This is a genomic window from Streptomyces violens, from assembly GCF_000717745.1.
GTDB classification, from domain to species: Bacteria; Actinomycetota; Actinomycetes; order Streptomycetales; family Streptomycetaceae; genus Streptomyces; species Streptomyces violens.
The window spans coordinates 118,187-144,163 of sequence record NZ_JOBH01000003.1 but is presented as its reverse complement, the minus strand read 5'-3'; the positions used below and the strand labels follow the sequence as shown (position 1 = coordinate 144,163).

The window sequence follows — 25,977 nt, the reverse complement described above, 5'->3', positions numbered from 1 at the left end:
CGCGCTCTTCGTACGGAAGGTCACCATGACGAAGCCCTCGCTGACGGCGCGCACACTCACCACGGAGTCGGGCGCCCCCGTCGCCGACAACCAGAACTCCGCCACCGCCGGCATCGGTGGCCCGATCGTCCTGCAGGACCAGCACCTGATCGAGAAGCTCGCCCGCTTCAACCGGGAGCGCATCCCGGAGCGTGTGGTGCACGCCCGCGGTTCCGGCGCGTACGGCTACTTCGAGGTGACCGACGACGTCACCGGCTTCACCCGCGCCGACTTCCTGAACACCGTCGGCAAGCGGACCGAGCTCTTCATCCGCTTCTCGACCGTCGCCGACAGCCTCGGCGGCCCGGACGCGGCGCGTGACCCGCGCGGCTTCGCGGTCAAGTTCTACACCGAAGAGGGCAACTACGACCTCGTCGGCAACAACACCCCGGTGTTCTTCATCAAGGACCCGATCAAGTTCCCCGACTTCATCCACTCGCAGAAGCGCGACCCCTTCACGGGCAAGCAGGAGCCGGACAACGTCTGGGACTTCTGGGCGCACGCCCCCGAGGCCACCCACCAGGTCACCTGGCTGATGGGCGACCGGGGCATCCCGGCCTCCTACCGCCACATGAACGGCTACGGTTCGCACACCTACCAGTGGACCAACGCCGAGGGCGAGCAGTTCTTCGTCAAGTACCACTTCAAGACCAACCAGGGCATCCGCTGCCTGGACGCCGACCAGGGCGCCGAGCTGGCCGGCAAGGACGCCAACTCGCATCAGACGGACCTGCTGCAGTCCATCGAGCGCGGTGTGTACCCGTCCTGGACGCTGTACGTGCAGATCATGCCGGCGGCCGAGGCGGCGGACTACCGCTTCAACCCGTTCGACCTGACCAAGGTGTGGCCGCACAAGGACTACCCGCTGCAGCGCGTCGGCCGGATGGTCCTGGACCGCAACCCGGACAACGTCTTCGCCGAGGTCGAGCAGGCCGCCTTCTCGCCGAACAACTTCGTGCCCGGCATCGGCCCGTCCCCCGACAAGATGCTGCAGGGCCGGCTCTTCGCCTACGCCGACGCGCAGCGCTACCGTCTGGGCGTCAACCACACCCAGCTCCCGGTCAACGCCCCCAAGGCGACGGTGGCGAACAACTACGGCCGGGACGGTCTGATGGCCGCCAACGCCCAGGGCCGGCAGGCGAAGAACTACGAGCCGAACAGCTACGACGGCCCGGTCCAGACGAACGACGCGCTGTCCGCGCCGTTCGCCGTCACCGGCCACACCGGCACCCACGAGGCCCCGCAGCACACCAAGGACGACGACTTCTTCCAGGCCGGTGAGCTCTACCGACTGATGTCGGAGGACGAGAAGAAGCGTCTCGTGGCGAACATCGCCGGCGGCCTCTCGCAGGTCTCCCGCGACGACGTCATCGAGAAGAACCTCGCGCACTTCCACGCCGCCGACCCGGACTACGGCAAGCGCGTCGAGGCCAAGGTCCGCGAGCTGCGCGAGGACTGAGTACCGGTCCTCGAAAGGCTGCGTGAGGACTGACGGGAGGTCAGCACCCTTGCGCGTCCGTACCGTCCGGCCCGTTGAGGGGTGGCCGGGCGGTACGGACCGGCCGGCGGCTTCGGCCGCCGGCCGACGGTGGGCTCCGCGGCGCGGTGGGAGAAACCAGTGCGGTGGTACGGGCGCGTCTCATAGGGAAGGGCGCGTCCTCTCCCCCGCACCGCGGAGCACACCTTCTTCACCCCATCCCTCTTCAAGACTCCGTCCGGTGGCGCGTGTCCTGTCGCGCCTGTAACCCGTGTCACCGGGCGGGAACCACCCGCAGGGCCCGGCTCGTCCGTACGGTCACGGACGAGCCGGGCCCTGTGCTCGTGTCTCCTCCCGCCTTCCCTCCCGTCTCTCCCCGCGATTCGCCCCACGAACGGCGCATTCCGGGAGACCATGGACGGCGATGAGCCGAACGACCCGCCAGGAGCCGAACATGGCCGACAGCGTGCCGGTGCGCTGCCCTACGTGCCGCCGCGAGAACGCCTTCACCCCGCCCACCTTCCCGTGTGCGTGCGGGGCGCCGCTGACGATGCCGGTGCTGCGCGGCGGGGTGCCCGTCGAGATCCAGCACCGCACGTGGCAGAGCTCCTGGGTCGAGGTGCGCTGCGAGTCCTGCGGGCGGCTGGACGAGTGGCCGACGCCGGAGTCGGCATGCGCGTGCGGCACGGTCGTCCGGGTGCCGGTGATACCGGCCCCGGGACCGCCGGCCCCGGAGATCAGCCCACTCGGCCGTGCGGGACACCGCTCCCCCGCGCGCCCGGCCACGCTGCGCCCCGCCTTCCGCCCGGTGACGATCCGCACCGCGCGGGACTGCGTCACCGCCGCCGTCCAGTACCTGAAGTGGCTGGGCTTCACCGAGGTCGTCCGCGCCCCCGAGCGCAGCTCATCGGGGGTGGACGTACGGGGCCGCGGGCTGGTGGCGCAGGTCGACCCGACCACCCGCCCGACCCGGCTCCGCGAGATCGAGACGGTCTGGCTGAACGGCCTCAACGACTCCGCGCTCGCGGTGTTCTTCTCGCTGGCCGGTTACGCGAACGACGCCCGGACCCGCGCCGACGCGCTGCACGTCCCGCTCTTCGTCATGGACCTCACGGGCACCCCGCAGCCGGTGAACGACCCGGCGGACGAGCTGATCAGGAAGGGTCCGTGACCCGTTCCCGGTCCTGACTCCGCTCGGCGCGGTCCGGGTTCTCCTGCGAGTTCCGGTAGCCGAACAGCGCGTACACGACCATGCCCAGCGCCATCCACCCGGCGAACCGCAGCCAGGTCACCGGGTCGAGGTTGCTGATCAGCCAGACGGAGAAGGCGACGCCGATGGCCGGTACCAGCGGGACCAGCGGTGTACGGAAGGCACGCGGCAGGTCGGGGCGGGTGCGCCGCATGACCACGACCGCCACCGCGACGACGATGAACGCCATCAGGATGCCGATGTTGGTGAGGTCCGCGGCCTCCCGGATGGGCAGGAAGCCGGCGATGACCGCCGAGCCGATGCCGACCGGCCAGATCACCCGGGTCGGCACCTGCCGCTTCGGGTGATTGCGGGCGAAGTAGCGCGGCAGCAGCCCGTCCCGGCTCATCGAGTACCAGACCCGGGACACCGCCAGCATGTTGGCGAAGGCCGAGGTGGTGATGCCGATGATGGCACCGACGGCGACGACCATGCCGAGCCCGCCGAGGCCGACCGAGGCCAGCGCGCTGGAGAACGGGCTGTCCACGTCGATCCGGCGGTAGTCCTGCATGCCCAGCAGCACGACGCACACCAGCAGGTAGACGACCGCGGCGATGCCGAGGGAGATCACGATGGCCTTCGGCAGCACCTTCTTCGCCTCGGCGCTCTCCTCCGCGGCCGCGCTCATCGCGTCGTACCCGTAGACCGCGAAGAAGGTGGTCGCGGCGCCGGTGAACGCGCCGCCGAGACCGTACGGCAGAAAAGGGCTGTAGTTGCCCGCCGAGATGTGGAAGGCCCCGGCGATCACCACCAGCGCCACGATGCCCAGCTTGACCACGACCAGGATCGTCTCGAAGCGCGCCGACTCCTTCGTACCGCGCGAGAGCACGAACGCGAGCAGCAGGCAGAGCAGCGCGGCGAGCAGATCGACCCGGTGTCCGGCGCCGGTGCCGGGCGCACCGAGCATCCAGGCCGGCAGGTCGATGCCGATGCCCTCCAGGACGTACGAGAAGTAACCGGAGACCGCGATGGCCACCACGGCGACGATCGCGGTGTACTCCAGCAGCAGGTCCCAGCCGATGGCCCAGCCGACGACCTCGCCGAGCGCCGCGTAGGAGTAGGTGTACGCGGAGCCCGCCTTCGGGATGGTGCCCGCGAACTCGGCGTAACAGAGCGCCGCCGCGCTGCTGGCGATGATCGCGATCAGGAAGGAGAGCATCACGCCGGGCCCGGCGTCCTCGTGCGCGACCACCCCGGCCAGCGAGAAGACGCCCGCGCCCACCAGGCCGCCCAGGCTCAGCGCGACCAGCTGCCACAGGCCCATCGTGCGGCGCAGCCCGCCGGCGGACTCCTCCTCGGAGGAGTCCACGGGCTTGCGGCGGAAGATCTCTCTCGCGACGCTCACAGGACGAAGCCTTCTGGGAAGGGATCTCTGGGATCCAGCAGGTAGTTGGCGGTGGCGGTGATCCAGGCGCGGCCGGAGAACTCCGGTACGACGGCGGGCAGCCCGCCGACTTCGGTGGTGCCGACGAGCCGCCCGGTGAACCGGGTGCCGATGAACGACTCGTTGATGAAGTCGGCGTGGAGCGGGAGTTCGCCGCGGGCGTGGAGCTGGGCCATCCGTGCCGAAGTGCCCGTGCCGCACGGCGAGCGGTCGAACCAGCCCGGGTGGATGGCCATGGCGTTGCGCGAGTGCCGGGCGTCGGACCCGGGAGCGAGGAACTGTACGTGCTTGCAGCCGGAGATGAGCGGGTCGACGGGGTGCTCCGGGCGGTTCTGCTCGTTGACGGCCTTCATGATCGAAAGGCCCGCCGCCAGGATCTCGTCCTTGCGTGCCCGGTCGAACGGGAGCCCCAGCCGCTCCAGTTCCACGATCGCGTAGAAGTTGCCGCCGTACGCCATGTCGTAGCGGACCTCACCCAGCCCGGGGACCTCGACCTTGGCGTCCTGTTCGAGCGCGAAGGCGTCCACGTTGCGCAGGGTGACGCGCTCCGCGACGCCGTCCCGTACGCTCACCCGCGCCTCGACCAGCCCGGCCGGAGTGTCCAGCCGGACGACGGTCTCCGGCTCGGTGACCGGGACCATGCCGGTCTCGACGAGGACGGTGGCGACGCCGATCGTGCCGTGCCCGCACATCGGCAGAAAGCCGCTGACCTCGATGTACAGGACGCCCCAGTCGGCGTCGGGGCGGGTGGGCGGCTGCAGCAGGGCGCCGCTCATGGCGGGGTGGCCGCGCGGCTCGTCGACGAGGAACCGGCGGAGCCCGTCGAGGTGTTCGACGGCGTACCGGCGGCGGTCGGCCATGGTGGCACCCGGTATCGGGCCCACCCCGCCGGTCACCACCCGGGTGGGCATGCCCTCGGTGTGCGAGTCGACGGCGCTGAGGGTGCGTACCGACCTCATCAGGCGGCCGCCAGCTTTTCGAGGGCGGTGATGGCGCGGGCCATGTCGGCGCGGACCTGCTCGCGGTGCTCGGGGACGAGGGGGCCGCGCGGCGGGCGGCAGGGACCGCCGTACCGGCCGACCTGCTCCATGCCCGCCTTGATGGCCTGCACGAATTCGGTGCGGGAGTCCCAGCGGAAGGCGGCGACCAGCGGCTCGTACAGCGCGCGTGCCTCCTCCAGGCGCCCGGCCCTGGCCAGCGCGTACAGCTTCGCGGACTCGGCGGGGAAGACGTTCGGGAAGCCGGCGAACCAGCCGACGGCGCCCATCAGCAGGCTCTCCAGGACCACATCGTCCGCGCCGCTGATGATGTCGAGCCCCGGCGCCTGCTCCTTGATCTCCAGTACGCGGCGGACGTCGCCGGAGAACTCCTTGACCGCCACGACGTTGTCGATCTGTGCGATCTCGCCGAGGAGTTGCGGGGTGAGATCGACCTTGGTGTCGATGGGGTTGTTGTAAACCATGACGGGGAGGCCGACGGAGGCCACCGCCTCGAAGTGGGCGAGCACCTCGCCGGGGTTGGCGCGGTACATGGTCGGCGGCAGACAGAGCACGCCGTCGGCGCCGTCCTCGGCGGCCACCTCGGCCCAGTGCCGGGCCTGGTGGCTGCCGACGCCGTGCACGCCGACGATCACGGTGCCGTCGTCGCCGACCGCCTCGATCGCGGTACGGGCGACCGCGCGGCGCTCCTCGTCGGTGAGCGAGGAGTACTCCCCCAGCGAGCCGTTCGGGCCGACGCCGTCGCAGCCGTTGGCCACCAGCCAGCGGCAGTGCTCGGCGTAACGGTCCAGGTCGACGGCGAGCCCGGCGGGCGCCGCGGGATCCTCGAGGTACGGGAGCGCGGTGGCGACGACCACGCCGCCGAGGCCTGCGGGGCGGTGGGAGGCGGTGCTGCTCATGCGGTGCTCTCCTTCGTGTCGGGTTCCGAGGGGTCGGGGTGGTCGGGGGTACTGGCCAGCTCACCCAGGCGGATGGGCTGGGCGAGGGGGCGGCGGTGCGGCGCGGCGACGGGCAGGCCGTCCGCCGGCCGGCCCGGCGGGGAACCGCCCAGCCGGGCCGTGAGCTCGGCGACCGTGGGTCCGCAGATCCGGGCCTGGCAGGGGCCGAGGCCCGCGCGGGTGGCGAGCTTGGTGACGCGCGGCGCGGCGCCGGCCTCCTCGGTGGCGGTCCGGCAGAGCGCCCCGTAATCGGTCTCCTCGCAGCGGCAGATCACGGTCTCCGGGCGCAGCCAGCCGGGCCAGGCGGAGCCGACGGGATGGGCGGCGGCCAGTCGGGCGGCGAAGGCGCGGCCCCGGTCGCGGTTGCGGCGGACCCGGCGCAGCGCGGGCGCCGCGGGGTCGCCGCCGCCCGCGAGCCAGCCCGCGAGCGCGCCTTCGGTACGGGCGGCGGGCGCGCCCGCGATGCCGGTGATCTCCCCGGCCGCGTACACGCCCGGGCAGCTCGTCAGCTGGTCGCCGTCGACGGCCACGAACTCACCCGTCGGGGACCGCAGCAGCGCGCAGCCCGCGGCCATCGGGAGCTCAAGCTGCGGGCTGAAGGCGTGGCTGACGCAGAGCGCGTCCACGGCGACGGTCACCTCGCTTCCCGGGACCACCGACCAGTCGGGCCGCAGCCGCGCGGTGACCGCCTCTTCGACGCGGCCCTTCCCGCGCGCCTCGATGACGGTCCTGCCCATCCGGTACGGGACCCGGTGGCGGGCCAACAGGGCGGTGTACTCGGCGAGTTCGGCGGCCTTGCCGGGCTGCTCCGCCAGTTCCCAGGGGCGGCGTGCCCAGCCGCGGGCGACGGTCGCGGGCGGGTTCGCCTCCAGGACCGCCCGTACCCCGGCGCCCGCCTCCAGCAGCGCGGCGGCGACGGGGAGCAGGAACGGTCCGCTGCCCGCGAGCAGCACGTCGTCGCCGATGGCCAGCCGCTCCCCCTTGGCGAGCGCCTGCGCCGCGCCTGCCGCGTACACCCCGGGCAGCTCCCAGCCGGGGAACGGGAGTACCCGGTCGTGGGCGCCGGGGGCGAGGACCAGCGCGTCGGGGGCGAGGGTGCGGCGCGGCCGGTCCGTGCCGTCGGCGGGGCCGGTCAGGGTGTGGACGAGGGGCGGCCCTGGACACCCGGGTTCCGGCCGTTCCAGCGCCCAGACGGCGGTCTCCGCCAGCCAGGTGCAGCGCGGATGGCCGAGGACGCGGTGGCGCAGGCGCTCGAACGCGGCCCACCCGTGGTGCAGCCGGCCGGGCCGGGCGGCGCCGTACTCCTCGGGCAGCATGCGGTGGTACTGGCCTCCGGGCCGCTCGGCCGCGTCGAGGAGGGTGACGGCGGCCCCGGCGGCCAGCGTGGAGGCGGCAGCGGCGAGGCCGGCGGGACCGGCGCCGACCACGACGACCTGACGCAACGTCATGCGCCCTCCCCCCGCAGCGCCGTCGGTCGATCCGTCCGCCCGGCTCTGAGTGATCACCACGTCCCCGTCCACCGCCCGGCGCCGGCAGGCCCGTACGTCCGGCGCGCCGTTCACGGTCAGTACGCAGTCGAAGCACACGCCGATGCCGCAGAAGACCCCGCGCGGGGCGCCCGAGCGTGCCGTGCGCCAGGAGGTGCGGCCGGCCGCGAGCAGTACTCCGGCGATGCTCTGGCCCGCGATGCCGGTGACCGGCTCGCCGTCCACGGTGAGGTGCAGCGGCCGGTCGGGCCGTCGCCCGGTGGCGTCGGCCGCGGCACGGATCAGTCGGGGGCTCATACGCTCTCCTCACTCGGGGCCGGTGCGCCCAGTACGGCGGGGCGGTCCACCCGGAACGGGGCGGGGTCGATCTCCGGTTCGGTGCCGTGCACCAGGTCGCGCAGCAGGCGGGCGGTGCCGATCGAGAGGCCGATGCCGGCGCCCTCGTGACCGGTCGCGTGCCACAGGCCCGGCAGCCGCGGGTCGGCGCCGATGACCGGGAGATGGTCGGGTACGTACGGGCGGAAGCCGCCGTACGCGCGCATCACGGGGACGCCCGCGAGGCCCGGGAAGAGCCGCAGCGCCTTCGCCGCGATCGCGGAGAGCACCTCGGGGCGCAGCCGGTCGTCGAAGCCGGTGCGGCGGCGGGAGGAGCCGAGCAGCACGCTGCCGCCGCGGGTGGACTCCACGACGGCCGAGGTCTGCAGATCCTCGGCGCTGCTGCCGACCGCGCCCACGTAGTCGGCGTCGTAGACCTTGTGGAAGACGGTGGGCGGCAGCGGAGCGGTGACGAGGATGTCGCCGCGGCGGGGGCGGACGTCGACGGGTGCGCCGAGGCGGGCGGCGAGCCGACCGGACCAGGGGCCTGCCGCGTTGATGAAGAGGTCGGCGGCCAGGTCGCCTTCGGTGGTACGGACGGCGGTGAGGCGGCCGCCTCGGGTGCGGGCGCCGAGGACCTCGCAGCCGGTGCGCAGCGTGGTGCCGTGTGCGAGGGCGTCACCGAGCAGCGCGGCGGCCGCGGCGGCGGGCTGCACCTGGGCATCCTCGGGATAGTGCAGGGCAGCGGTGTGGTCGCGGGTGACGTGCGGCTCGGCGGCGGCGAGCGCGGCGGCGTCCAAGGGCTCGGCCCGTACGCCCGCCGCGCGCTGGTCGGCGGCGAACCGGTGGAGTCCGTCCGCACCCGCTTCCGTCGTGGCGACGACGATGCCGCCCTTGGGGTCCCATTCGACGGCGCGTACGGCGCGGGCGCTGCCGGCCGGTCCGTCGGCGATCGCGGCCAGCGCCTCGGGCCAGAGGCGGCGCGACAGCTGGGCCAGCCGCAGCTCGGGCCCCGGGCCCTTGTCGGAGACGAGGACGTTGCCCTCGCCGTGTGCGGTGGTCGCCTCGGCGGCGCCGCCCCGGTCCACGACGGTCACCTGGAAGCCGCCGGCCAGGGCCAGTTCGCGCGCGCAGGCCGCGCCGACGATCCCGGCACCGAGAACCACGACCCGCGTTCCGTACATCGTCCGCATGGGCCACCCCTTCGTTCGCTTTACCGAACGCTGCGAGGCTAGGAGGGGGCGCTCGCGAGGTCAATGGAGGTAACACGGATTTGTCCTGACGGGCAGTCAGACGCCAGTCGGGCACCCGATTACATGTGTGGCGCTTCTCAGGCGTGCGGGCCCAGCACCGGGTGCGTGTCGCCGTCCGCCGGCCGCACGCCCGCCCCGTACTGGAGGAGCAGCACCGAGCGAACCGGGCCGCCCAGCGCCGTATAGGCGTGCGGCCGCGAGGCGTCGAAGCCGACGTAGTCCCCGGGGCCGAGCTCGATGTGCTCGCCGTCCACGTCCACGGCCAGCCGCCCGGCCTGCACGATCGTGTGCTCGGTGCCGACGTGGCCGAGCGAGTTCTGCCGCGCGCCCTCGCGTACTTGCTGGTCGTACACCTCGAAGCCGCCCTCGCCCAGCTCGAAGCGGCGCAGCGGCCGCAGGTCCACCGCGTCGCCGCTGAGCACCTCGACGTCCGCTGCGCGCACCACGGTCGGGCTGTCGTCCGGGCGGGTGTCCAGCAGCCCGGAGATCGGCACCTCCAGCGCGCGCGAGAGGCTGAACACCGTCTCGATGGTGGGGTTTCCGGTACCGGATTCCAACTGCGACAGCGTCGCCTTGCCGATCCTGGAGCGCCGGGACAGCTCGGAGAGCGAGAGTCCCCGACGCGCGCGGGCGCGCTTCAGGTTCGCCGCCAGCATGTCCCGGATCGAGCCTTCGGGAGCGCTCACCCTTCCCGCCCTTCCGTCGCGACGCGACCCCGCGCCTGTTCCGTCAACCGAACGGCACATCGTCGTCACCGTTCATCTCCCCGAACAGTCTACGGAGTACCGCAACGGCAAGAACGGAGTAGCGCAACAGCAAGAAGGGCGCACGGAACCAGCCATCAACCGGCCGGCACCGTGCGCCCGTTCTGTCACGTCACGCCCCCTTCGCCCCGCACGGAACGGCGGGCGAGACTTATCCCACAGCGGCGGCCTCGCCCTGCGCAGCAGCCACGCCCTGCGCGGCAGCCGGCGGCATGGGGCCCGCCGACGAGCCGCCGTCCACGGCGATCTCGGCGCCGGTCAGGTAGGCGGAGGCGTCCGAGGCGAGGAAGGCCACCAGGCCCGCCACATCGTTGGGCAGCCCGATGCGGCCCAGCGCGACGCCCGGGTGGGCGCCGGACTCCGGCATGGCCGCGACCTCGGCGACCATCGGGGTGTCGATGACGCCCGGGTGCACGGAGTTGACCCGGATGCCGTACTGCCCCAGCTCCAGCGCGGCGATCTTCGTCAGCCCGCGCAGCCCCCACTTGGAGGCACCGTAGCCACCCGTCCGGGGTATGCCGGTAAGCCCGCCCACCGAAGAAATGTTGACGATGGAGCCGCCACCGGCCCGCGCCATCACGCCCTGCACCGCCTTGATGCCCAGAAACGGCCCGACAAGGTTGATCCGCAGCGTCCGCTCGAAGTTCTCCACGGACTCATCGGCCAGCGGCATCGAGCGGAAGACGCCCGCATTGTTGATCAGTACGTCCACGCCACCGAAGGCCGAGACCGCGGTCTCCACGACCGCCTGCCAGCCCGTCTCCTCCGTGACATCGAGATGGACGTAGCGCGCCGCCTCGCCGATCTCGTCGGCGACCCGCTTCCCGGGCTCGTCCAGCACGTCGGCCAGGACCACCCGCCCGCCGAGCCGGGCGAAGAGCCGGGCCTCGGCCTCTCCCTGGCCGCGGGCCGCACCCGTGATGATCGCGGTCTTGCCTTCGAGCGTGAGCACAGAGCTTTCCTCCATCACCTCGTCAAGGGGCCTATCAATCAGCCATATGACGAGAAGTCAGGTCAAGAGCTCGGCACCACATAATGACCACATGTTCGATCACCACGCCCTGCGCGCTTTCTGTCTGGAATTCAACGGCTCGGTCGAGGAGTTCCCCTTTCCCAGCGCCCCCGACATGGCGGTTTACAAGGTGGGCGGAAAGATCTTCGCCCTCTCCTCGCTCGACGCCGCCGACCCCCTCACCGTCAGCCTCAAGTGCGACCCCGAGGAGGCCGTACGCCTGCGCGCCGCCCACCCCGAAATCGTCCCCGGCTACCACCTCAACAAGCGCCACTGGAACACCGTCACCCTGACCGGCACCCTCCCCGACGACCTGATCCGCGCCCTGATCGAGGACTCCTACGACCTGGTCATCGCCGGCCTGCCGCGCGCGCAGCGCCTCAGGCTGGACCGCCCTTGAGGATCTTGGACCCTGCAGACCAACCAATTGAATTATGTAGACCAGTCGGTCTAGAGTCCCCGCCATGACACGTTCAGGGGGACAAGAGACACGCGTACGGATCCTGCGCACGGCCGCCGAGCTGTTTCAGCGTCAGGGGTACGGAGCCACCGGGCTCAACCAGATCCTCGCCGCCAGCGGCGCGCCGAAGGGATCGCTGTACTTCCACTTCCCGGGCGGCAAGGAGCAGTTGGCGGCCGAGGCGATGGCACTGGCCGGGAGCGACCTGGGTGAGCGGCTGGCTGTGGCGGTGGCCGCCGCGGACGGGCCGCGCGCCGCGGTGACCGCGCTCGGCGGCGTGCTGGCCGACGGGCTGGCCGCCTCCGGCTACCGGGACGGCTGCCCGGTAGCCACCGTCGCGCTGGAGCAGGCGGGCGAAACGGGGCCGATCAACGACGCCTGCGCGGCGACGTACGAGGGCTGGCTGGCGGGGCTGCGCGAACAGCTCAAGAGCTGGGGAGCGCCCGAGGAAACGGCCGCCGAACTGGCCGACCTCGCGCTCTCCTCCGTACAGGGAGCCCTGCTGCTCGCCCAGGTACGCCGGGACGTCGGCGTCCTGCACGCCGTCGCCGGCCAGGTCGGCGCGCACATCGAAGCACGGCTGGCGACGGTCACCACCGGAGGGGCGGCATGAAGGTCCACCACCTCAACTGCGGCTCGATGACGACCATCGAGGCGACCTACGACGGGCCGCGGCCGCTGCCCGTCGTCTGCCACTGCCTGCTCGTCGAGACGGACACGGACGGGCTGGTGCTGGTCGAGAGCGGGCTGGGCACGGAGGACGTGCGCCGCCCGCAGGACACCCTGGACCCGGTGTGGCGGGAACTGGCGTCGCCCGGCCTCGACCCCGCCGAACCGGCCGTACGGCAGGTCGAACGGCTCGGGTTCCGGGCCGAGGACGTCCGGCACATCGCCGTCACCCATCTGGACGTGGACCACACCGGCGGGCTGCCCGACTTCCCCGCCGCGCGGGTCCATGTGCGGGCCGAGGAGCTGACGGCCGCCGCGGCGGAAGCCCCCAGCCGCCGCTACCGCCCCGCCCACTGGGCGCACGGCCCGCACTGGGAGACATACGAGGGGGACGGCGGCGACACCTGGGCGGGCTTCGCGGGCGTACGCGAACTGGCGGGCCTCGGCGGCGACTTCCTCCTCGTACCACTGGGCGGGCACAGCGCGGGGCACGCCGGGATCGCCGTACGCGACAGGGACCGGTGGCTGCTGCACGCCGGGGACGCCTACTTCTACCACCGGGAGATCGCCCCGGAGGCCCCGTCCTCCCACCCGCTGCTGGACGTCATCCAGCTCGACGCCCAGGTGGACGCGGAGCTGCGGATCGCCAATCAGCGGCGGCTGGCCGCGGCCGCGCGCGAAGAAGGGATCACGGTGCTCAACGCACACGACCCGTGGACGTTCCTACGCCTGGCCGGCTGATCCGCCAGACAGCTCCCCCGCCAGCCGGTCGCGCAGCTCGATCTTGCGGACCTTGCCGCTGACCGTCATCGGGAAGGACTCCAGGATGTCGAGGTGGCGCGGCACCTTGTAGTGCGCGAGGCGGTCGCGGCAGTAGTCGGCCAGCTCCTGCTGGGTGAGCGTGTCGGCCGGGTCCCTGAGGATGACGCAGGCGGCGATCTCCTCGCCGTACTTCTCGTCCGGCACGCCGACCACCTGCACGTCCGCGATCTTCGGGTGCCCGTACAGGAACTCCTCGATCTCCCGCGGATAGACGTTCTCGCCACCCCGGATGATCATGTCCTTGATCCGGCCGACGATCCGCAGATACCCGTCGTCGTTCATCACGGCCAGGTCGCCGGTGTGCATCCAGCCGTCCGCGTCGATGACCTCCGCCGTGCGCTCCGGCTCCTCCCAGTAGCCGAGCATCACGCTGTACGCGCGGGTGCACAGCTCGCCCGGCTCGCCGCGCGGCACCGTGTCGCCGGTCGCCGGGTCGACGACCTTCACCTCGACGTGCGGCAGCACCCGGCCCACCGTCTCCGTGCGGTGCTCCAGGTCGTCGTCGCGGCGGGTCTGGGTGGAGACCGGCGAGGTCTCGGTCATGCCGTAACAGATGGAGACCTCGGCCATGTGCATCTCGGCGACCACCCGCTTCATGACCTCCACCGGACAGGGCGAGCCCGCCATGATCCCGGTACGCAGCGAGCTCAGGTCGTACGAGGCGAAGTCGGGCAGGTTCAGCTCGGCGATGAACATCGTCGGCACGCCGTAAAGGGACGTACAGCGCTCCTGCTGCACGGCACGCAGCGTGGCGGCCGGGTCGAAGGCGGGCGCGGGGATCACCGCACAGGCGCCGTGCGAGGTGATCGCGAGGTTCCCCATGACCATGCCGAAACAGTGGTAGAAGGGCACCGGCAGACAGACTCGGTCCCGCTCGGTGTAGCCGACCGTCTCGCCCACCCAGTAGCCGTTGTTGAGGATGTTGCGGTGCGAGAGGGTGGCGCCCTTGGGGAAGCCGGTCGTGCCGGAGGTGTACTGGATGTTGATCGGGTCGTCGGGGGTGAGGGTCGCCGCGATCTCCGCGACCCGGGCGGCCGAGACCGCCGTACCGGCAGCCAGCAGCTCCTCCCAGCTGGGGTCCGCGATGTACACGACCTCCCGCAGCCGTTCGACGTCCGCGCGCACCTCCCCCACCATCCGCCGGTAATCACTTGTCTTGTGCGAGACCGCGGCGACCAGCACTTCCACGCCCGACTGATTCAGCACATACGCCAGCTCATGCACCCGGTAGGCCGGGTTGATGTTGACCATGACGGCGCCGATGCGGGCCGTGGCGTACTGGATCAGTGTCCACTCGGGGCAGTTGGGCGCCCAGATCCCCACCCGGTCGCCCTTCGCGACGCCCTTGGCGAGCAGCCCGCGCGCGACCTCGTCGACGGCCCGCCCGAACTGCTCGTACGTCCACCGCCGCCCACCCGCCACGTCGACCATCACCTCACGGTCCCCGAACCGCTCGATGGCCAGCTCCAGATCGGCCCCGATGGTGCGGTCCAGCAGCGGACGCTCGCGCTCCCCGCTCTCGTAGGACAGCGGACGGCCGTCCGGCGTGGTGACGTTCTCCGTGGACTTCTCCGTTGCGCTCATCGGTGGTCCTCCTCGCGTTACCCGACGCCGGCACGATGTACGCCTTCGGCACGATCGCGCCAAGCATGCCCCGGGGATCTTCGGCTCGCCTACCCCGGCGCGCGAGAAAGATCGGCTCGGCCACGGCCCCTGCGCTCTACGGTTGCGTGAGGCGGTCGTGCAGCCAGGAGTCGACGCCGCTGAGCGCCGTCCTGGCCATTGCGGTGGGGTGGCCGGTGAAGCCGTGAGGTGACTCGGGGTAGACCCGGACCTCGACGTCATTGCCGGCCGCTGACAACCGGCCTGCCAGCGCCAGGTTGTCTTCCAGCAACACGTCTTCGCTGCCGACGACCAGCAGCGTTGGGGGAAGCCCACGAAGGTCGCCGTAGAGGGGGGAGATATCGGGAACAGTGCGGTCTTCCACATGGCCGGCGTACGCCTGGATGAAGTATTCGTCCGCGATGCGGCGACCGGCCGGGGTTTGTGCGCTCAGGTCGTAGGTACCGAATTGGAGTGCAGCGCCGGTGAGTCGGCCAACGGCACCTCTGTCTCTCAGCCGGAGCAGGGTAGCCAGGGCGAGTGTGGCTCCCGCGGAGCTTCCGCCGATTGCGAGTCGGGACGTCCCGAAGCGGGCCCCGGCTTCTTCGACGAGCCAGAGCGCCGCCGCTTCGCAGTCGTCGGGTGCCGCCGGCCAGGGGTGCTCAGGCGCCAGCCGGTAGTCGACACTGACAACGGCGAGGTGCAGGGCGTCTGCGAGCTCGCGGTTGCGTCTGTCCCCTCGCGCTGCGGAATCCATGTAGAACCCGCCGCCGTGTATGTCCAGGTAGACGCCCCGCGGCGGACCGTCGACAGGCAGGAAGATCCTGACAGGGACGCGCGCTCCCGCGGCTTCGACCGTCTCTTCGATGGCAGGCGGATCGGCGGCAGGAGGAGCAGACCTCCTCGCTCGTGCCTCCTTCAGCTCCTCCAGCGTGCTGGGGCCACGGCCTGCCGCCCTCGACCTGTAGAAGTCCCGAGCTTCCTCGACCTGCTCCGCGGGCACGTCAGCGAACAGTGCGTCCAGCGCGAATCGCACGCGTCCTCCTCATCACTCGGGTCTCCACCTTCTGTGAATTGCCGACACGGTTTTGCTGGTCGTCTCCGACCGGAGCAATCCCTTTTTGCGCCTTGGTGTTCGATGGCGTGACGGAACGTTACCGGGGTACTAGGAAGACGTACGGCCGGGGTGAGTGCGCGGCGGCGGTCACCTTCGCGCGCACACCCCGGCCGGCCATCTTTTCATCGGATGCAGGGTCACAGGTCATGACCAACATGTGGACCTGGATCAAGGCCGCGCCCCGTTTCACCAGTGGCTGCTCGATGCGACGTCGGGAGAGCCTGCGCACTTTTGTGGTTAGCCGCTTGGTTATGGGGCACGCTCCCCGGCCGGAAGGCATATGGACGACGCGAAACGAGGTGAGCCCATGAGCAGCGCTACGGTGCCGCTTCCCCTCCCTGCACCTGCGGCGTTTCATGTCAGGTTGGACTGCTGTCCGGAAGCGGTGGCGAAAGCTCGGGACCTTACGGTCGCCTTTCTCCGGGGACTGAGCCCGCCTTTGCTGCAGGACGCGGCTGACGCAGTTGAGCTGGTCGTTTCTGAACTTGTCACGAATGCCGTGCGGCATTCCGGCGGCCGCTCCTGCTCGCTGAGGTTGTCGGCCGACTCGGACAGCATCGTCGTCACCGTTCGGGATTCGAGTACTCTCCCGCCCCGGCTTCGCGAGCCTGATTTCTCCGGAGAAGGCGGCGGGTTCGGCTGGGGACTGGTGCGCGGTCTGGCGAGGACCACAGCTGTCACCGAAGAGGCGAACGGTAAGGTTGTCACTGCGGTTTTGCCTCGGCGCGAACGTCCTGTGCACGCGAGAGTTCTGGTGTGAGTTCTCACGAGAGTTCTCGGGTGAATTCCAAGAAGACCGTGGGCTCAGGCCTTACGACTCGGCGAGCATGCCCTTGCGGAGACGTTCGAGGATGCGGGTCAGCAGTCGGGAGACATGCATCTGCGAGACACCCAGCTCCGCGCCGATCTGGGACTGCGTCATCTCCCGTACGAAGCGCATCTCGACGATCCGGCGATCGCGCTCCCCCAGCTCGTTCAGGAGCGGTGCCAACGCGTGCAGGTCCTCCACCAGCTCCATCGCCGGGTCCGCCGCGCCGACGGCATCCGCGATGGAGCGGCTGTCGCCGTCGGCCTCGCCGCCGTCGTTGGGGGCGTCCAGCGAGCTGGTGGTGTAACCGTTGCTCGCGACGATGCCCTCTATGACCTCTTCCTCGCTGATCTTCAGATGGCCGGCGAGCTCCGCCACCGTGGGCTCCCGGTCCAGCTCGGCAGCGAGGCGCTCCTTGGCCTGAGCCAGCTCGACACGCAGTTCCTGCAAACGCCGCGGCACATGGACAGCCCATGTGCTGTCCCGGAAGAACCGCTTGATCTCACCGATGATGTAAGGAACGGCGAAAGTCGGAAACTCGACCTCGCGAGAGAGATCGAAACGGTCGATCGCCTTGATCAGACCGATCGTGCCCACCTGCACGATGTCTTCCATCTGCCCCGGATCACCACCACGGTTACGGAACCGGGAAGCGGCGAAGCGCACCAACGCGAGGTTCATCTCGATAACGGTGTTGCGGGCGTACTGATATTCGTGGGTGCCCTCATCCAGCACCGCCAGCCGCTCGAAGAACAGCTTCGTCAGCGCCTTCGCGTCCTTGGGAGCGACCTTGGCGGCGTTCTCGACCCATGGCAGCTCCCCGTCACCGGCCCCCACCCGGGGCGCCCCGGGGACGAGCGTGTGCTCCTCGGCGGTATGGACCGAAAGCGTCGTCATGTCTTCACCCTCTCAAGCGCGAACACTGAGTAGCTTCACCTGCCCCCCATTCGAGCGATCCAACCCGGAGTCACCGTGACGCGTCCGGACTGCTCCCGTCGATGGCGTGGTGAGGTCGGTCAGGTGTTGTTTGAGGCCGAGGCCGTACGAGGTGGGGGTTCCGTTGTAGTCGGTGATGAGGGAGGGGGTGGAGGAGCAGGTGCCGGAGGTGGACCAGGCCCAGGCGAGGTAGCCCGCCGCGCGGGTGGCGAGATGGCGCAGCATGGGGCGGAGGAAGGTGTCACGGCAGCCTCGTTGGCCGATTTCGGTCACCACGACCGGGGCTTTCGATGCGACAGGAGCGATGTCACTGTCCCAGCAGGCGGTCGTGCGGCAGAGGGAGAAGTCGTAGGCATGCCAGGACGCGGCCAGGTTGTCCCGGCGGTCCTTGGGGGCGTAGCGCAGCCATTCGCCGAGGTCGTTGGCGTAGGCGATACCGCCGGCGAGGACGACATTGGCGGCGCCCGTGGAACGGACGGCGTCGAGGAGGGTCTGCATCCCGGCGGCCCGGTAGCCGGGGATGCCCGGGGCGCAGGCCGCGCCGCCGTCGCGCCAGCAGCGCCAGCCGGCAGCCGGGTCGGCCAGGGCCCGGTCCGGGTAGGGCTCGTTGAACAGGTCGAAGACCACGGCTCGGTTGGTTTTGAAGGTTCCCGCCACCGAGCGCCAGAAGGGCACCGCGCCGGCGGCGTCCGGCATCGGTTTGAGGCACACCGCCTCGAGTTGCGTGCATTGGGTGTCGCGTCCGGTGTAGTGCCCGTCGGTCCAGTGCAGGTCGAGGATCGGAGTGAGGCCGTTGCGGTCGAGGAGCTCCACATAGGCGCGGACCGCTCGCCGATACGCCGGGCCGGAGACGGTGTCGTCAACGTACGAAGCACCGTTCCAGCAGGCCGAGTTGAGCGGGATACGGACGGCGTTGATGCCCCAGCGACGCATGGCGGTGACCGATGCCTGGTCCATGGGCCCGTCCCAGAGCCTGCCGAGCTTTGTGCACGCGTACTCGCCACCGATCCGGTTCACTCCGCGCAGGACGACGGTGCGGCCGTGTTGGTCGGCGAGTTGGTTGCCCTGGACGTGGAGGCGCGGGGCCCGGTCGTGAGCGGCATGGGGAGTGGGGGTGGGAGCGGGAGTGGAGGCGCAGCCCGCGAGGACAGTGGGGAGGGCGATGGCCAGGGCGACCGCGAGGCGCCACGCCGGCCGTCGCAGACAGAGGCGCCTCCCCGCCCGTCGCAGCCAGAGGCCATTCACGCGGTGCTCAGATGGGGCTTGTCGTCCGGAGGCGTTGCCGGCGGTACCACCGGATCGGCCAGGGCACGTACTCCCGGCTCGGCCGGTTGTGGGGTGAGGCCGTGCCGGGTGAGTTCCCAGAAGTGGCGGCGGCTGGGCCGGATCAGCTGGCCGAGCGCCTTGTACGCGGCCAGCGACATCAGCACCCAGTTCAGGGGCAGGCTCAGCATCGTCGGTATGGACCGGTGCAGTCGGCGGGCCGCGCAGGCCGCCGCGAAGTGACCGACCAGCATCAAGTTGACGAACAGCATGACCGGCAGCGCCATTTCGCGCGCGGGAGGAGGGAGCAGCGCCGTACCGGTGTGGGTGTCCGCAAGAAAGTGATACAGCGTCAGCAGCCACAGGACCGGGTTGAGCAGTTGTACCAGTGGGCCGAGCCCGAGCATGAAGTGCAGGGTGAGGAAGCCCCGGGTGCCCAGCTCGCGCCAGGTCCGCAGGGGGTTGCGGTTGTGCACGAGCCAGGTCTGGATGTGGCCCTTGATCCAACGGCTGCGCTGCCGGATCCAGTTGCCCACCTCGCTGTTGGCTTCCTCGTACGTCACCGAGGTGAGCATGCGTGTGCCCAATCCGCGGCGGGCCAGCCGCATGCCCAGGTCGGCGTCCTCGGTCACGTTGTACGGGTCCCAGGCGCCGAGGTCGCACAGGGCGGTCGTACGGAAGTGGTTGGAGGTGCCGCCGAGCGGGACGGGCAGCCGCAAGCGGTCCAGTCCGTGCAGCACCAGCGAGTAACGCAGGGCGTACTCCGCGGCGAAGCACTCGGTGAGCCAGTTGGTCCAGGGGTTCCAGAACTGCAGCTCGGCCTGAACGCAGACGATGTCGTCCGGCAGCCGGCGGAACGCGGCGGAGGCCAGGCGCAGTTGGTCGGGCGCGGGCCGGTCCTCCGCGTCGTACACGACGCACAGGTCACCGGTGGCGTGCCGCAGACCGATGTTGCACGCCTTCGGTTTGGTACGCGGAAGACTCGGTGTGAACACCAGCGCCCGGAATTGCGGGCCGAGGGTGAGCTTTTCCAGAGCCGCCAGGGTCAGGTGGTCGTCGTTCTCGATGAGCAGGAGGATCTGCAGGCGGTCGGTGGGGTAGTCCAGTGCGGAGAGGTACTGGACGAGGTCGGGCAGAATCCGGTGTTCCTGGTGCAGTGGCACCAGGACCGTGTAGCGCGGCAGGACCTCGTCGGGAACCCCGTACGGATCGAGGTCCCTCCCTCGCAGCACCGGCGCCCGCCAGGCAGCCAGCACCAGCACCGACTGGCCGGCGACCGCGACCACGTCGATCAGCAGGATGGCGAGGACGGTCCAGCGCGCCCAGTCGAGCAGGGACGGGCCACTGCCGGTGGCGAGCTGAAAGGCGCAGATCAGCACGGGAAGGGTGAGCAGCGCGCCGAGGACGGCCGACTGGCCCCGGCTGAGGATCCGGCGGGCGGTCACCTCCTCGGGGAGCGGTCGGATGCCGGCACGCGGGGCTTCGGTATCGGCGACCACGGTACGGACGGACCGGCTCGACCGGCGCGGCCCCAGGACGGATGCGGGAGGCGGGACGGGCAGGGGCGGCGACAGCGCGGGGTGCGGCGGGCGAGGCTTCAGGAAGCGGACCTCCAGCAGGTGCCAGGAGGCGGCGGACACGGCGAAGGCGAGGCTCGCGGAGGTGAGGATGTACACCGGCCGGGGAAGGTGGGGCAGCAGCTCGCGGATCACCTCGGCGACGGGCATGTGGTAGAGGTACAGGCCGTAACTGATCCGGCCGGTGTACCGCAGCGGGCGTAAGGAGAGCAGCCGCGCCAGGATGCCCTTCGGGACCGCGAGCACGGTGAGTATGGCCAGAGCGGCGAGCCCGGCAAGCCCGGGAAGCTTCATCTCCGGGACGAGATAGCCGATCCCCAGGGCCATGAAGCCGGCCGCGATCAGCAAGGGGAGCTGGGCAACGCCGTGCAGGGGCCTGGGCCGCAGCCGCCACGCCAGCGCCGCGGCGCATCCCACCAGCAGTTCCGCCACCCGCGTGAAGGGGCTGAAGTATCCATGGTTCGCCGCTGCGGCCCACTCCCCGGGCGGCGTACGGGGCACCGCCAGTATGAGCAGGGCGATCGCCCCCACGACCAGGGCCAGCAGCACGGCCGGCCGCGCCCGGAGCCGCAGCAGCCCCCAGAGCGCGAGCGGCCAGAGCAGATAGAACTGCTCCTCCTGCGCGAGCGACCAGGTGACACCGAGGACCGCGAGACCCCCGATGTGTCCTGCCGTCGCCACCCAGTTGTTGGCGAAGAACAGCGTGGTCAAGAGCTGGTGCCGCAGCGACCAATCGCTGCCGAGGAGCCCGAACCACACCTTGGCCACGGAGTACGCCGTCAGCAGGAGCAGCAGTGCCGGCAGCAGACGACGGGCCCGGCGCCGGTAGAAACGCGGCAGCCCGATCCGCCCGCTGCGCTCCCACTCCTCGTAGAGCAGCGTGGTGATGAGGAACCCCGACAGCGCGAAGAAGACATCGACCCCGACGAACCCCCACTCCGTCAACTGAAAGTGCCCCAGCAGCACGAGCAGCACGGCGACGCCTCTGAGCCCGTCCAACGGGGGCCGGTGGCCCAGCAGGTGAGGGACTTCCGGCAGGGGTTTCCGACCCATCGGGGTGCTCCTGGTGTCCGTGGCGGGGCGTGACGGAGGCGGGGCTACCCGGGATGGATTGTCAATTAACCGATGACCGACCCCATATGCGGAAGCACGGTGGTTTATGGCCACAAGCCCTCCGACGTGGCTCCCCGGCCGGATCAGGCCTTGCGGTCGAGGTGGATTCCGAATGGACGCGCCCGGGATGCGCCCCGGTCAGCAGCCGCAAGACTCGGTCCCATGGCAGAACAACGTCGCGCCCCGAACCGGACTTCCACCGGAACAGCCACTCGGCGTGCCTCAGCGGTGCGGGGGCCCGAGAAGGCCGCCGAGCTCGCGTGCACGCGGCTGGAGGCGCTGATCGGCCATCCCCCGGAGGGGGCGTCCGCTGTCCGGCGTACCGAGGAGGGCTGGTGCGTCGTCGTGGACGCCCTCGAGGTCGCGCGGATCCCGGACACGACCAGCCTCCTCGCGTCTTACGAAGTGCAGCTGGACCGCGACGGTGAGCTGCTGGAGTACCGAAGGGTCCGCCGTTACCGAAGGGGTTCCGCGGACGAGTGATCCGTGCTGCTCCGACCAGGTGAGAGGACGTTGCGATGACCATGACAACAACCACCTACTCCGACGAGGTCGTGTGCAGGCCTCGCGCCGGCACTCTGTACGACGTACTGGAGCTCATCCTCGACCGGGGCATGGTGATCGACGTATTCGTCCGGGTCTCCCTGGTCGGCATCGAGATCCTGAAGATCGACGCGCGCATAGTCGTGGCCAGTGTCGACACCTATCTGCGGTTCGCCGAGGCGTGCAACCGCCTGGACCTGGAGCGCGACTCGGGCAGTACCACCATTCCCGAGCTGCTCGGCGGCGGCGTGGCCAAGTCCGTCGGCAAACGCAAGGTGAAAAGAGCCGCCGAGAGCGTGGGGGACACGGTGCGCAAGGCGGTCGGTGGCAGCGACGACGAGGACACCGAAGAGGAGGCCGAGGAGCAGGAGCAGCCCCGACGGCGTGCCCCGGCCCGCAGCTCGGCCACCAAGCGTCGACGAGCGGAGGCCTGAGCTGTGGCAGACCACGGGCTGTACGTCTATGCCGTGATCCGGTCGGGGCAGCGGCTGCCGGCGAACGCGCGGGGGGTGGGCGGCCCCCCGGCCGCACCGCGGATCCTGCGCGAGGGTGCCATCGCCGCGGTTGTCAGCGATGCCCCTCCCCAGCTGCGCGCACGGCGCCGCGACCTGCTCGCGCACCAGGAACTCCTGCTCGCGCTCTCCGAGGACGGGCCGGTACTTCCCATGCGCTTCGGCGTCGTCGCCACGGATGAGCAGGCACTGCGCGAGCAGCTGGCCGAGGCGGGGACAAGGCACCTCGCGACGCTCGAGCAGCTGGCCGGCAGGGTCGAGTTCAACCTGAAGGCCGTGGCGGCCCAGAATGCGCTGGCTGCCCTGGTCCGCGAGGACCCGGCGATCCGGCAGCTGCGGGAAGACGCCCGCCACCGTCCCGGGTACGCAGCCGACCTGCGGCTCGGTGAGGCCGTGGCCACCGCTCTCTCCCGCCGCGCGGCCGAAGCCGGCACGCACGTGGTGCGTGAGCTCACCTCGCTGGCACACGCGGTGGCCGCGGGGCCGGAAGTCCAAGGGTGCGCCGTCAATGCGTCCTTCCTCGTCGACCGGGACGACGTCGAACATTTCACCGCGACAGCCCGGCAGCTCGCCTTCACGCACCACGAACGCGCCGAACTCCGGCTGGCGGGACCACTGCCGTGCTACAGCTTCGTCGCCGGCCAGATCCCCGCGCCGACCGCGGTGACGTGACATGGGTCTGATCACCGGTCTGCTCACGCTTCCGCTGGCTCCGGTCCACGGAGTGGTCTGGGTGGCGGAGAAGCTCCGTGACGCGGCCGAGAACGAAATTCACGACCCGGCCGTACTGCGCGCCCAGCTCGCCGCGCTCAATCAAGAGCTCGAAGACGGACACATCGGTCTCGACGAATTCGAGCGGCAGGAGGAAATGCTGCTCGACCGGTTGTACGCGTCCTCCCCTCCCCACCACTTGCCGAACAACGCGAATGCGACTCCTCATGGACGAACAGACCAAGGTGACACTGGCGGCCGCGGTGATCGGCGGCTACGTACTGGGCCGGACGAAGAAGGGCCGACTGGCTCTCACGGCTGCGACGTACCTGGCGGGGAGGCGGTTCGGCCTCCGGCCACGTGAGCTCGCCGCCGAGGGACTGCGCAGGCTCGGAGAGGTACCTCAAGTCGCCCAACTTCAGGAGCAGTTGCGGGGTGAGGTGCTCGACGCCGGCCGCAAGGCGGTCACAGCCGCCGCGGACCGAGGCATGACGTCACTGGCCGACGCCCTCAGCGACCGTACGGCACGGCTGAGTTCGCCCGACGAGGCAGAAGAGGGCGAGGAAGAGGCGGAGGAACCGGCCAAGAAGACGACCGGGAAGAAGACGTCCGCGAAGAAGACGGGCGCGAAGAAGACAGCGGCGAAGAAGACGACGGGGGCGCGTCAGTCCGCGGCGAAGAAGAAGGCACCGGGAAAGAAGGCGGCGTCCTCGAGGCGCGTTGCCAAGAAGCCGGCCAGTCCCGCAGCTCGGCGGAGGTAGCGCGTCATGAACAGGACGGAAGAGGAACAGTCCGGGGAATCAGGGTTCAGCCGGCTGCGTGAGGAGCTGACGAACTACCTCAGCGCCCAGGCGGGCCAACTCGCCGACAAGGCGAGCGACAGGCTCACCGGCCTCACGGACCAGCTGTCCGACGCGGCCGAGAACGGCGGCACACTGCCCGCCATCGGGTCCCGCCTGTTCAAGGGCGAATCCCCGCTGAAGGCGGTCGCTGCCGAGAAGGCCAAGGGCGTCAAGGACACCATCGTCGGGAAGGCGAAGGAGACGTTCGGGGGCGGCAAGGGGAAGGGCGGCTCCAGCGGCGGCAAGTTCATGAACATCATCGAAGTCCTCGATGTGGGCGTGCCGTTGCGTACCGCTTACGACCACTGGACGCAGTACGACAAGTTCAGCAGCTTCACCAAGGGTGTCCAGAACGTCTCGAAGAGCGATGAGGCGGCCAGCGACTGGAAGGTCAAGGTCGGGCCGTCCGCCCGCAGCTTCAAGGCCACCGTGCTGGAGCAGATCCCCGATGACCGCATCGTCTGGACCTCCGAAGGCGCCAAGGGCACCACACGCGGGGCGGTGAGCTTCCACGAGCTGGGGCCGACGCTGACGCGCATCGTCCTGGTCCTCGAGTACTACCCGGCCGGCTTCTTCGAGAAGACGGGCAATCTCTGGCGGGCGCAGGGCCGTCGTGTGCGACTGGACTTCAAGCACTTCCAGCGGTACGTCACCCTCACCGACGAAGAGCCCGAAGAAGCATGGCGCGGCGAGATCCGCGACGGCGAAGTCGTCGTGTCGCACGAAGACGCGGTGGCGGAGGAAGAAGCCGAGTCGCAGGACGAGGAGGGCCACGACGACCACGAGGAGGCGGCGGACGAGGACGAAGGCAGGGAGGGCGACGGCGAGGACGCCGAGGACGAGTACGAGGACGAGGAAGAGGAAGAGGGCGACGAGGAAGGCGACGAGGAGGAGTGGGAGGACGAGGACGAGCCGCCGACGCGTCGAAGGGGTGAGGCGCCCAAGTGAGTGACGTCGATTTCCGTACCGGCTCCGCCCCCGTCCCGGGGCCGCCGAACGCCACACTCGCCGACATCCTCGAGCGGGTGCTCGACAAGGGGATCGTCATCGCCGGAGACATCAAGATCGATCTCCTCGACATCGAGCTCCTGACCATCCGGCTGCGGCTGTTCGTCGCCTCGGTCGACACCGCGAAGAAGGCCGGTATCGACTGGTGGGAGACCGACCCCGCGCTCAGCTCCCGGGCAGCCCGCAACGCCCTCCAGGACGAGAACCGCGAGCTTCGCGACCGGCTGGCGTCTCTGGAGGAAGGGACGGAACAGACCGAGGAGACATCACGCACATGACGCAACGCGCCTCTGGTCCGGCGGACCGGGCCACCTACGTCTTCGCCGTCGCCCGCACCCTGGACCCGGCCGTCGTCGCGGATCTGGACGGGATGACCGCCGGGGAGCCCGTGCGCCTCCTGCCGCTCGGCTCACTGGTCGGTGTCGTGCAGAGCGTCCCTGCGCACGACTTCACCGACGATGCCTGGCAGCAGCGCCTCTCGGACCCGCAGGACCTCGAACGGTGCGCCCGTTCCCACAACGAGGTCGTGTCCGCGTCCGCGGCGCACGGCCCCGCCGTCCCCCTTCCCCTGGCCACCCTGTACCTCAGCGACGCAAGAGCCCGACAGGCGCTGGAGGCCGAGGCGGACCGCTTCCACGCCGTACTGAAGCGCATCGCGCACCATGCCGAGTGGGGCGTGAAGGTCTACAGCCCCCCGGCCTCGCCGCCCGCCGGTGCGCACCGGCCCGCTGCGGCCGCGGACCGCGGTCGGCCGGCACCGGGCGCCGGCCTCGCCTACCTGGAGCGCAAGCGCGGCCTCCAGCTGCGGCGCGAGCAGCACCACGAGCAGGGTCTGCGGATCGCGGAGGAGGTGGATGCCGCGCTGGCGAAACTCGCCACCGCCGCGCGCAGGCTGCGCCCCCACAGCCACCGGCCGTCGGACACGCAAGGCAGCCAGGTGCTCAACGCCACCTACCTCGTGGCCGAACAACGCTCGCACGAATTCGCCGAGCTGACCCGGGCGTTGCGCGGCCGGACCGGAGCGTCCATCGAGATCTCCGGCCCGTGGGTCCCCTATTCGTTCGTCAGCGAGGTGTGA

Annotated in this window: 25 protein-coding genes and 1 pseudogene; 14 read left to right on the top strand and 12 right to left on the bottom strand. The window is 70.6% G+C overall.

Annotated features, from left to right (window positions below; translation table 11 throughout):
- Positions 1 to 25 precede the first annotated feature (25 nt).
- Together IF04_RS0107235 and IF04_RS0107230 are read left to right on the top strand one after the other, a co-directional pair.
- Positions 26 to 1,498 (top strand): catalase, encoded by a 1,473-nt coding sequence (locus IF04_RS0107235; protein WP_030252583.1) that lies wholly within the window; start codon positions 26 to 28, stop codon positions 1,496 to 1,498.
- A 472-nt stretch (positions 1,499 to 1,970) separates the two neighbouring features.
- Entirely contained in the window at positions 1,971 to 2,687 is a 717-nt protein-coding gene (locus IF04_RS0107230; RefSeq protein ID WP_030252582.1) for a hypothetical protein, read from the top strand.
- Here the strand turns inward: IF04_RS0107230 and IF04_RS0107225 are convergent.
- From IF04_RS0107225 to IF04_RS0107195, 7 genes are all read right to left on the bottom strand, one after another.
- Positions 2,671 to 4,029, bottom strand: a complete 1,359-nt coding sequence (locus IF04_RS0107225; protein ID WP_245654334.1) for an amino acid permease — start codon at positions 4,027 to 4,029, stop codon at positions 2,671 to 2,673. The two genes, IF04_RS0107230 and IF04_RS0107225, sit on opposite strands and share 17 nt — an antisense overlap.
- A gap of 77 nt (positions 4,030 to 4,106) precedes the next feature.
- Positions 4,107 to 5,108 carry a proline racemase family protein gene (locus IF04_RS0107220; RefSeq protein WP_030252580.1) on the bottom strand — a complete coding sequence of 334 codons (1,002 nt, stop codon included), beginning with the start codon at positions 5,106 to 5,108 and terminating at the stop codon, positions 4,107 to 4,109.
- Positions 5,108 to 6,046, bottom strand: a complete 939-nt coding sequence (locus tag IF04_RS0107215) for a dihydrodipicolinate synthase family protein (RefSeq protein WP_030252579.1) — start codon at positions 6,044 to 6,046, stop codon at positions 5,108 to 5,110. Before IF04_RS0107215 ends, IF04_RS0107220 begins: the two co-directional genes overlap by 1 nt.
- Complete coding sequence (locus tag IF04_RS0107210) at positions 6,043 to 7,869, bottom strand: 2Fe-2S iron-sulfur cluster-binding protein (protein WP_078599941.1); 1,827 nt, start codon at positions 7,867 to 7,869, stop codon at positions 6,043 to 6,045. The genes IF04_RS0107215 and IF04_RS0107210 overlap by 4 nt, the downstream gene beginning before the upstream one ends.
- Positions 7,866 to 9,071, bottom strand: coding sequence for an NAD(P)/FAD-dependent oxidoreductase (locus IF04_RS0107205; RefSeq protein ID WP_030252574.1), 1,206 nt, complete (start codon positions 9,069 to 9,071; stop codon positions 7,866 to 7,868). The genes IF04_RS0107210 and IF04_RS0107205 overlap by 4 nt, the downstream gene beginning before the upstream one ends.
- A 146-nt stretch (positions 9,072 to 9,217) precedes the next feature.
- Positions 9,218 to 9,826 carry a helix-turn-helix domain-containing protein gene (locus tag IF04_RS0107200; protein ID WP_030252572.1) on the bottom strand — a complete coding sequence of 203 codons (609 nt, stop codon included), beginning with the start codon at positions 9,824 to 9,826 and terminating at the stop codon, positions 9,218 to 9,220.
- Positions 9,827 to 10,055: 229 nt separating this feature from the next.
- Complete coding sequence (locus IF04_RS0107195; RefSeq protein ID WP_169746116.1) at positions 10,056 to 10,856, bottom strand: glucose 1-dehydrogenase; 801 nt, start codon at positions 10,854 to 10,856, stop codon at positions 10,056 to 10,058.
- 91 nt (positions 10,857 to 10,947) lie between these two features.
- On the opposite strand from IF04_RS0107195, the gene IF04_RS0107190 reads away from it, so the two are divergent.
- The 3 genes from IF04_RS0107190 (at position 10,948) to IF04_RS0107180 (ending at position 12,786) form a co-directional block, all read left to right on the top strand.
- Positions 10,948 to 11,316, top strand: a complete 369-nt coding sequence (locus IF04_RS0107190; protein ID WP_030252567.1) for an MmcQ/YjbR family DNA-binding protein — start codon at positions 10,948 to 10,950, stop codon at positions 11,314 to 11,316.
- A 64-nt stretch (positions 11,317 to 11,380) separates the two neighbouring features.
- On the top strand, positions 11,381 to 11,989 hold the full coding sequence (locus tag IF04_RS40085; protein ID WP_030252564.1) for a TetR/AcrR family transcriptional regulator: 609 nt from the start codon (positions 11,381 to 11,383) through the stop codon (positions 11,987 to 11,989).
- Positions 11,986 to 12,786 carry an MBL fold metallo-hydrolase gene (locus IF04_RS0107180; RefSeq protein WP_030252562.1) on the top strand — a complete coding sequence of 267 codons (801 nt, stop codon included), beginning with the start codon at positions 11,986 to 11,988 and terminating at the stop codon, positions 12,784 to 12,786. The genes IF04_RS40085 and IF04_RS0107180 overlap by 4 nt, the downstream gene beginning before the upstream one ends.
- On the opposite strand, the gene IF04_RS0107175 is transcribed toward IF04_RS0107180, so the two are convergent.
- Both IF04_RS0107175 and IF04_RS0107170 read right to left on the bottom strand, forming a co-directional pair.
- Positions 12,769 to 14,451: an AMP-binding protein gene (locus IF04_RS0107175; RefSeq protein ID WP_030252560.1), complete on the bottom strand. Its 1,683-nt coding sequence runs from the start codon at positions 14,449 to 14,451 to the stop codon at positions 12,769 to 12,771. The genes IF04_RS0107180 and IF04_RS0107175 overlap by 18 nt on opposite strands.
- A 136-nt stretch (positions 14,452 to 14,587) precedes the next feature.
- A complete protein-coding gene (locus tag IF04_RS0107170; protein WP_030252558.1) occupies positions 14,588 to 15,505 on the bottom strand; it encodes an alpha/beta hydrolase in 918 nt (305 codons plus the stop codon).
- Positions 15,506 to 15,866: 361 nt separating this feature from the next.
- Between IF04_RS0107170 and IF04_RS37160 the strand changes: the two genes are divergently transcribed.
- Positions 15,867 to 16,346 (top strand): ATP-binding protein, encoded by a 480-nt coding sequence (locus IF04_RS37160; RefSeq protein ID WP_342668119.1) that lies wholly within the window; start codon positions 15,867 to 15,869, stop codon positions 16,344 to 16,346.
- A gap of 51 nt (positions 16,347 to 16,397) precedes the next feature.
- Here the strand turns inward: IF04_RS37160 and IF04_RS0107165 are convergent, their stop codons facing one another.
- From IF04_RS0107165 to IF04_RS36910, 3 genes are read right to left on the bottom strand one after another with little or no spacing between them, the layout of a single operon-like run.
- The gene (locus IF04_RS0107165; RefSeq protein ID WP_030252555.1) at positions 16,398 to 17,291 is read right to left on the bottom strand and encodes an RNA polymerase sigma factor SigF; all 894 of its coding nucleotides are present in this window, start codon (positions 17,289 to 17,291) and stop codon (positions 16,398 to 16,400) included.
- Positions 17,292 to 17,303: 12 nt separating this feature from the next.
- Positions 17,304 to 18,575, bottom strand: a complete 1,272-nt coding sequence (locus IF04_RS0107160) for a glycoside hydrolase family 5 protein (protein WP_078599937.1) — start codon at positions 18,573 to 18,575, stop codon at positions 17,304 to 17,306.
- Positions 18,572 to 21,223, bottom strand: coding sequence for an acyltransferase family protein (locus IF04_RS36910; protein WP_063829444.1), 2,652 nt, complete (start codon positions 21,221 to 21,223; stop codon positions 18,572 to 18,574). The genes IF04_RS0107160 and IF04_RS36910 overlap by 4 nt, the downstream gene beginning before the upstream one ends.
- A gap of 222 nt (positions 21,224 to 21,445) precedes the next feature.
- Between IF04_RS36910 and IF04_RS0107150 the strand changes: the two genes are divergently transcribed.
- The 8 genes and pseudogenes from IF04_RS0107150 (at position 21,446) to IF04_RS0107120 (ending at position 25,977) form a co-directional block, all read left to right on the top strand.
- Entirely contained in the window at positions 21,446 to 21,766 is a 321-nt protein-coding gene (locus IF04_RS0107150; protein WP_030252549.1) for a gas vesicle protein GvpO, read from the top strand.
- Positions 21,767 to 21,807: 41 nt separating this feature from the next.
- Complete coding sequence (locus IF04_RS0107145) at positions 21,808 to 22,260, top strand: gas vesicle structural protein GvpA (RefSeq protein WP_030252546.1); 453 nt, start codon at positions 21,808 to 21,810, stop codon at positions 22,258 to 22,260.
- A gap of 3 nt (positions 22,261 to 22,263) precedes the next feature.
- Entirely contained in the window at positions 22,264 to 23,010 is a 747-nt protein-coding gene (locus IF04_RS0107140) for a GvpL/GvpF family gas vesicle protein (protein ID WP_030252544.1), read from the top strand.
- Position 23,011: 1 nt separating this feature from the next.
- A pseudogene (locus IF04_RS37155) lies at positions 23,012 to 23,233 on the top strand (gas vesicle protein GvpG); the annotation flags it as partial.
- Positions 23,234 to 23,276: 43 nt separating this feature from the next.
- Complete coding sequence (locus IF04_RS35555; RefSeq protein ID WP_211259780.1) at positions 23,277 to 23,810, top strand: hypothetical protein; 534 nt, start codon at positions 23,277 to 23,279, stop codon at positions 23,808 to 23,810.
- A gap of 6 nt (positions 23,811 to 23,816) precedes the next feature.
- Entirely contained in the window at positions 23,817 to 24,839 is a 1,023-nt protein-coding gene (locus IF04_RS0107130; RefSeq protein WP_030252542.1) for an SRPBCC family protein, read from the top strand.
- Positions 24,836 to 25,177, top strand: a complete 342-nt coding sequence (locus tag IF04_RS0107125) for a gas vesicle protein (RefSeq protein WP_030252539.1) — start codon at positions 24,836 to 24,838, stop codon at positions 25,175 to 25,177. The genes IF04_RS0107130 and IF04_RS0107125 overlap by 4 nt, the downstream gene beginning before the upstream one ends.
- Positions 25,174 to 25,977: a GvpL/GvpF family gas vesicle protein gene (locus IF04_RS0107120; RefSeq protein ID WP_030252536.1), complete on the top strand. Its 804-nt coding sequence runs from the start codon at positions 25,174 to 25,176 to the stop codon at positions 25,975 to 25,977. The genes IF04_RS0107125 and IF04_RS0107120 overlap by 4 nt, the downstream gene beginning before the upstream one ends.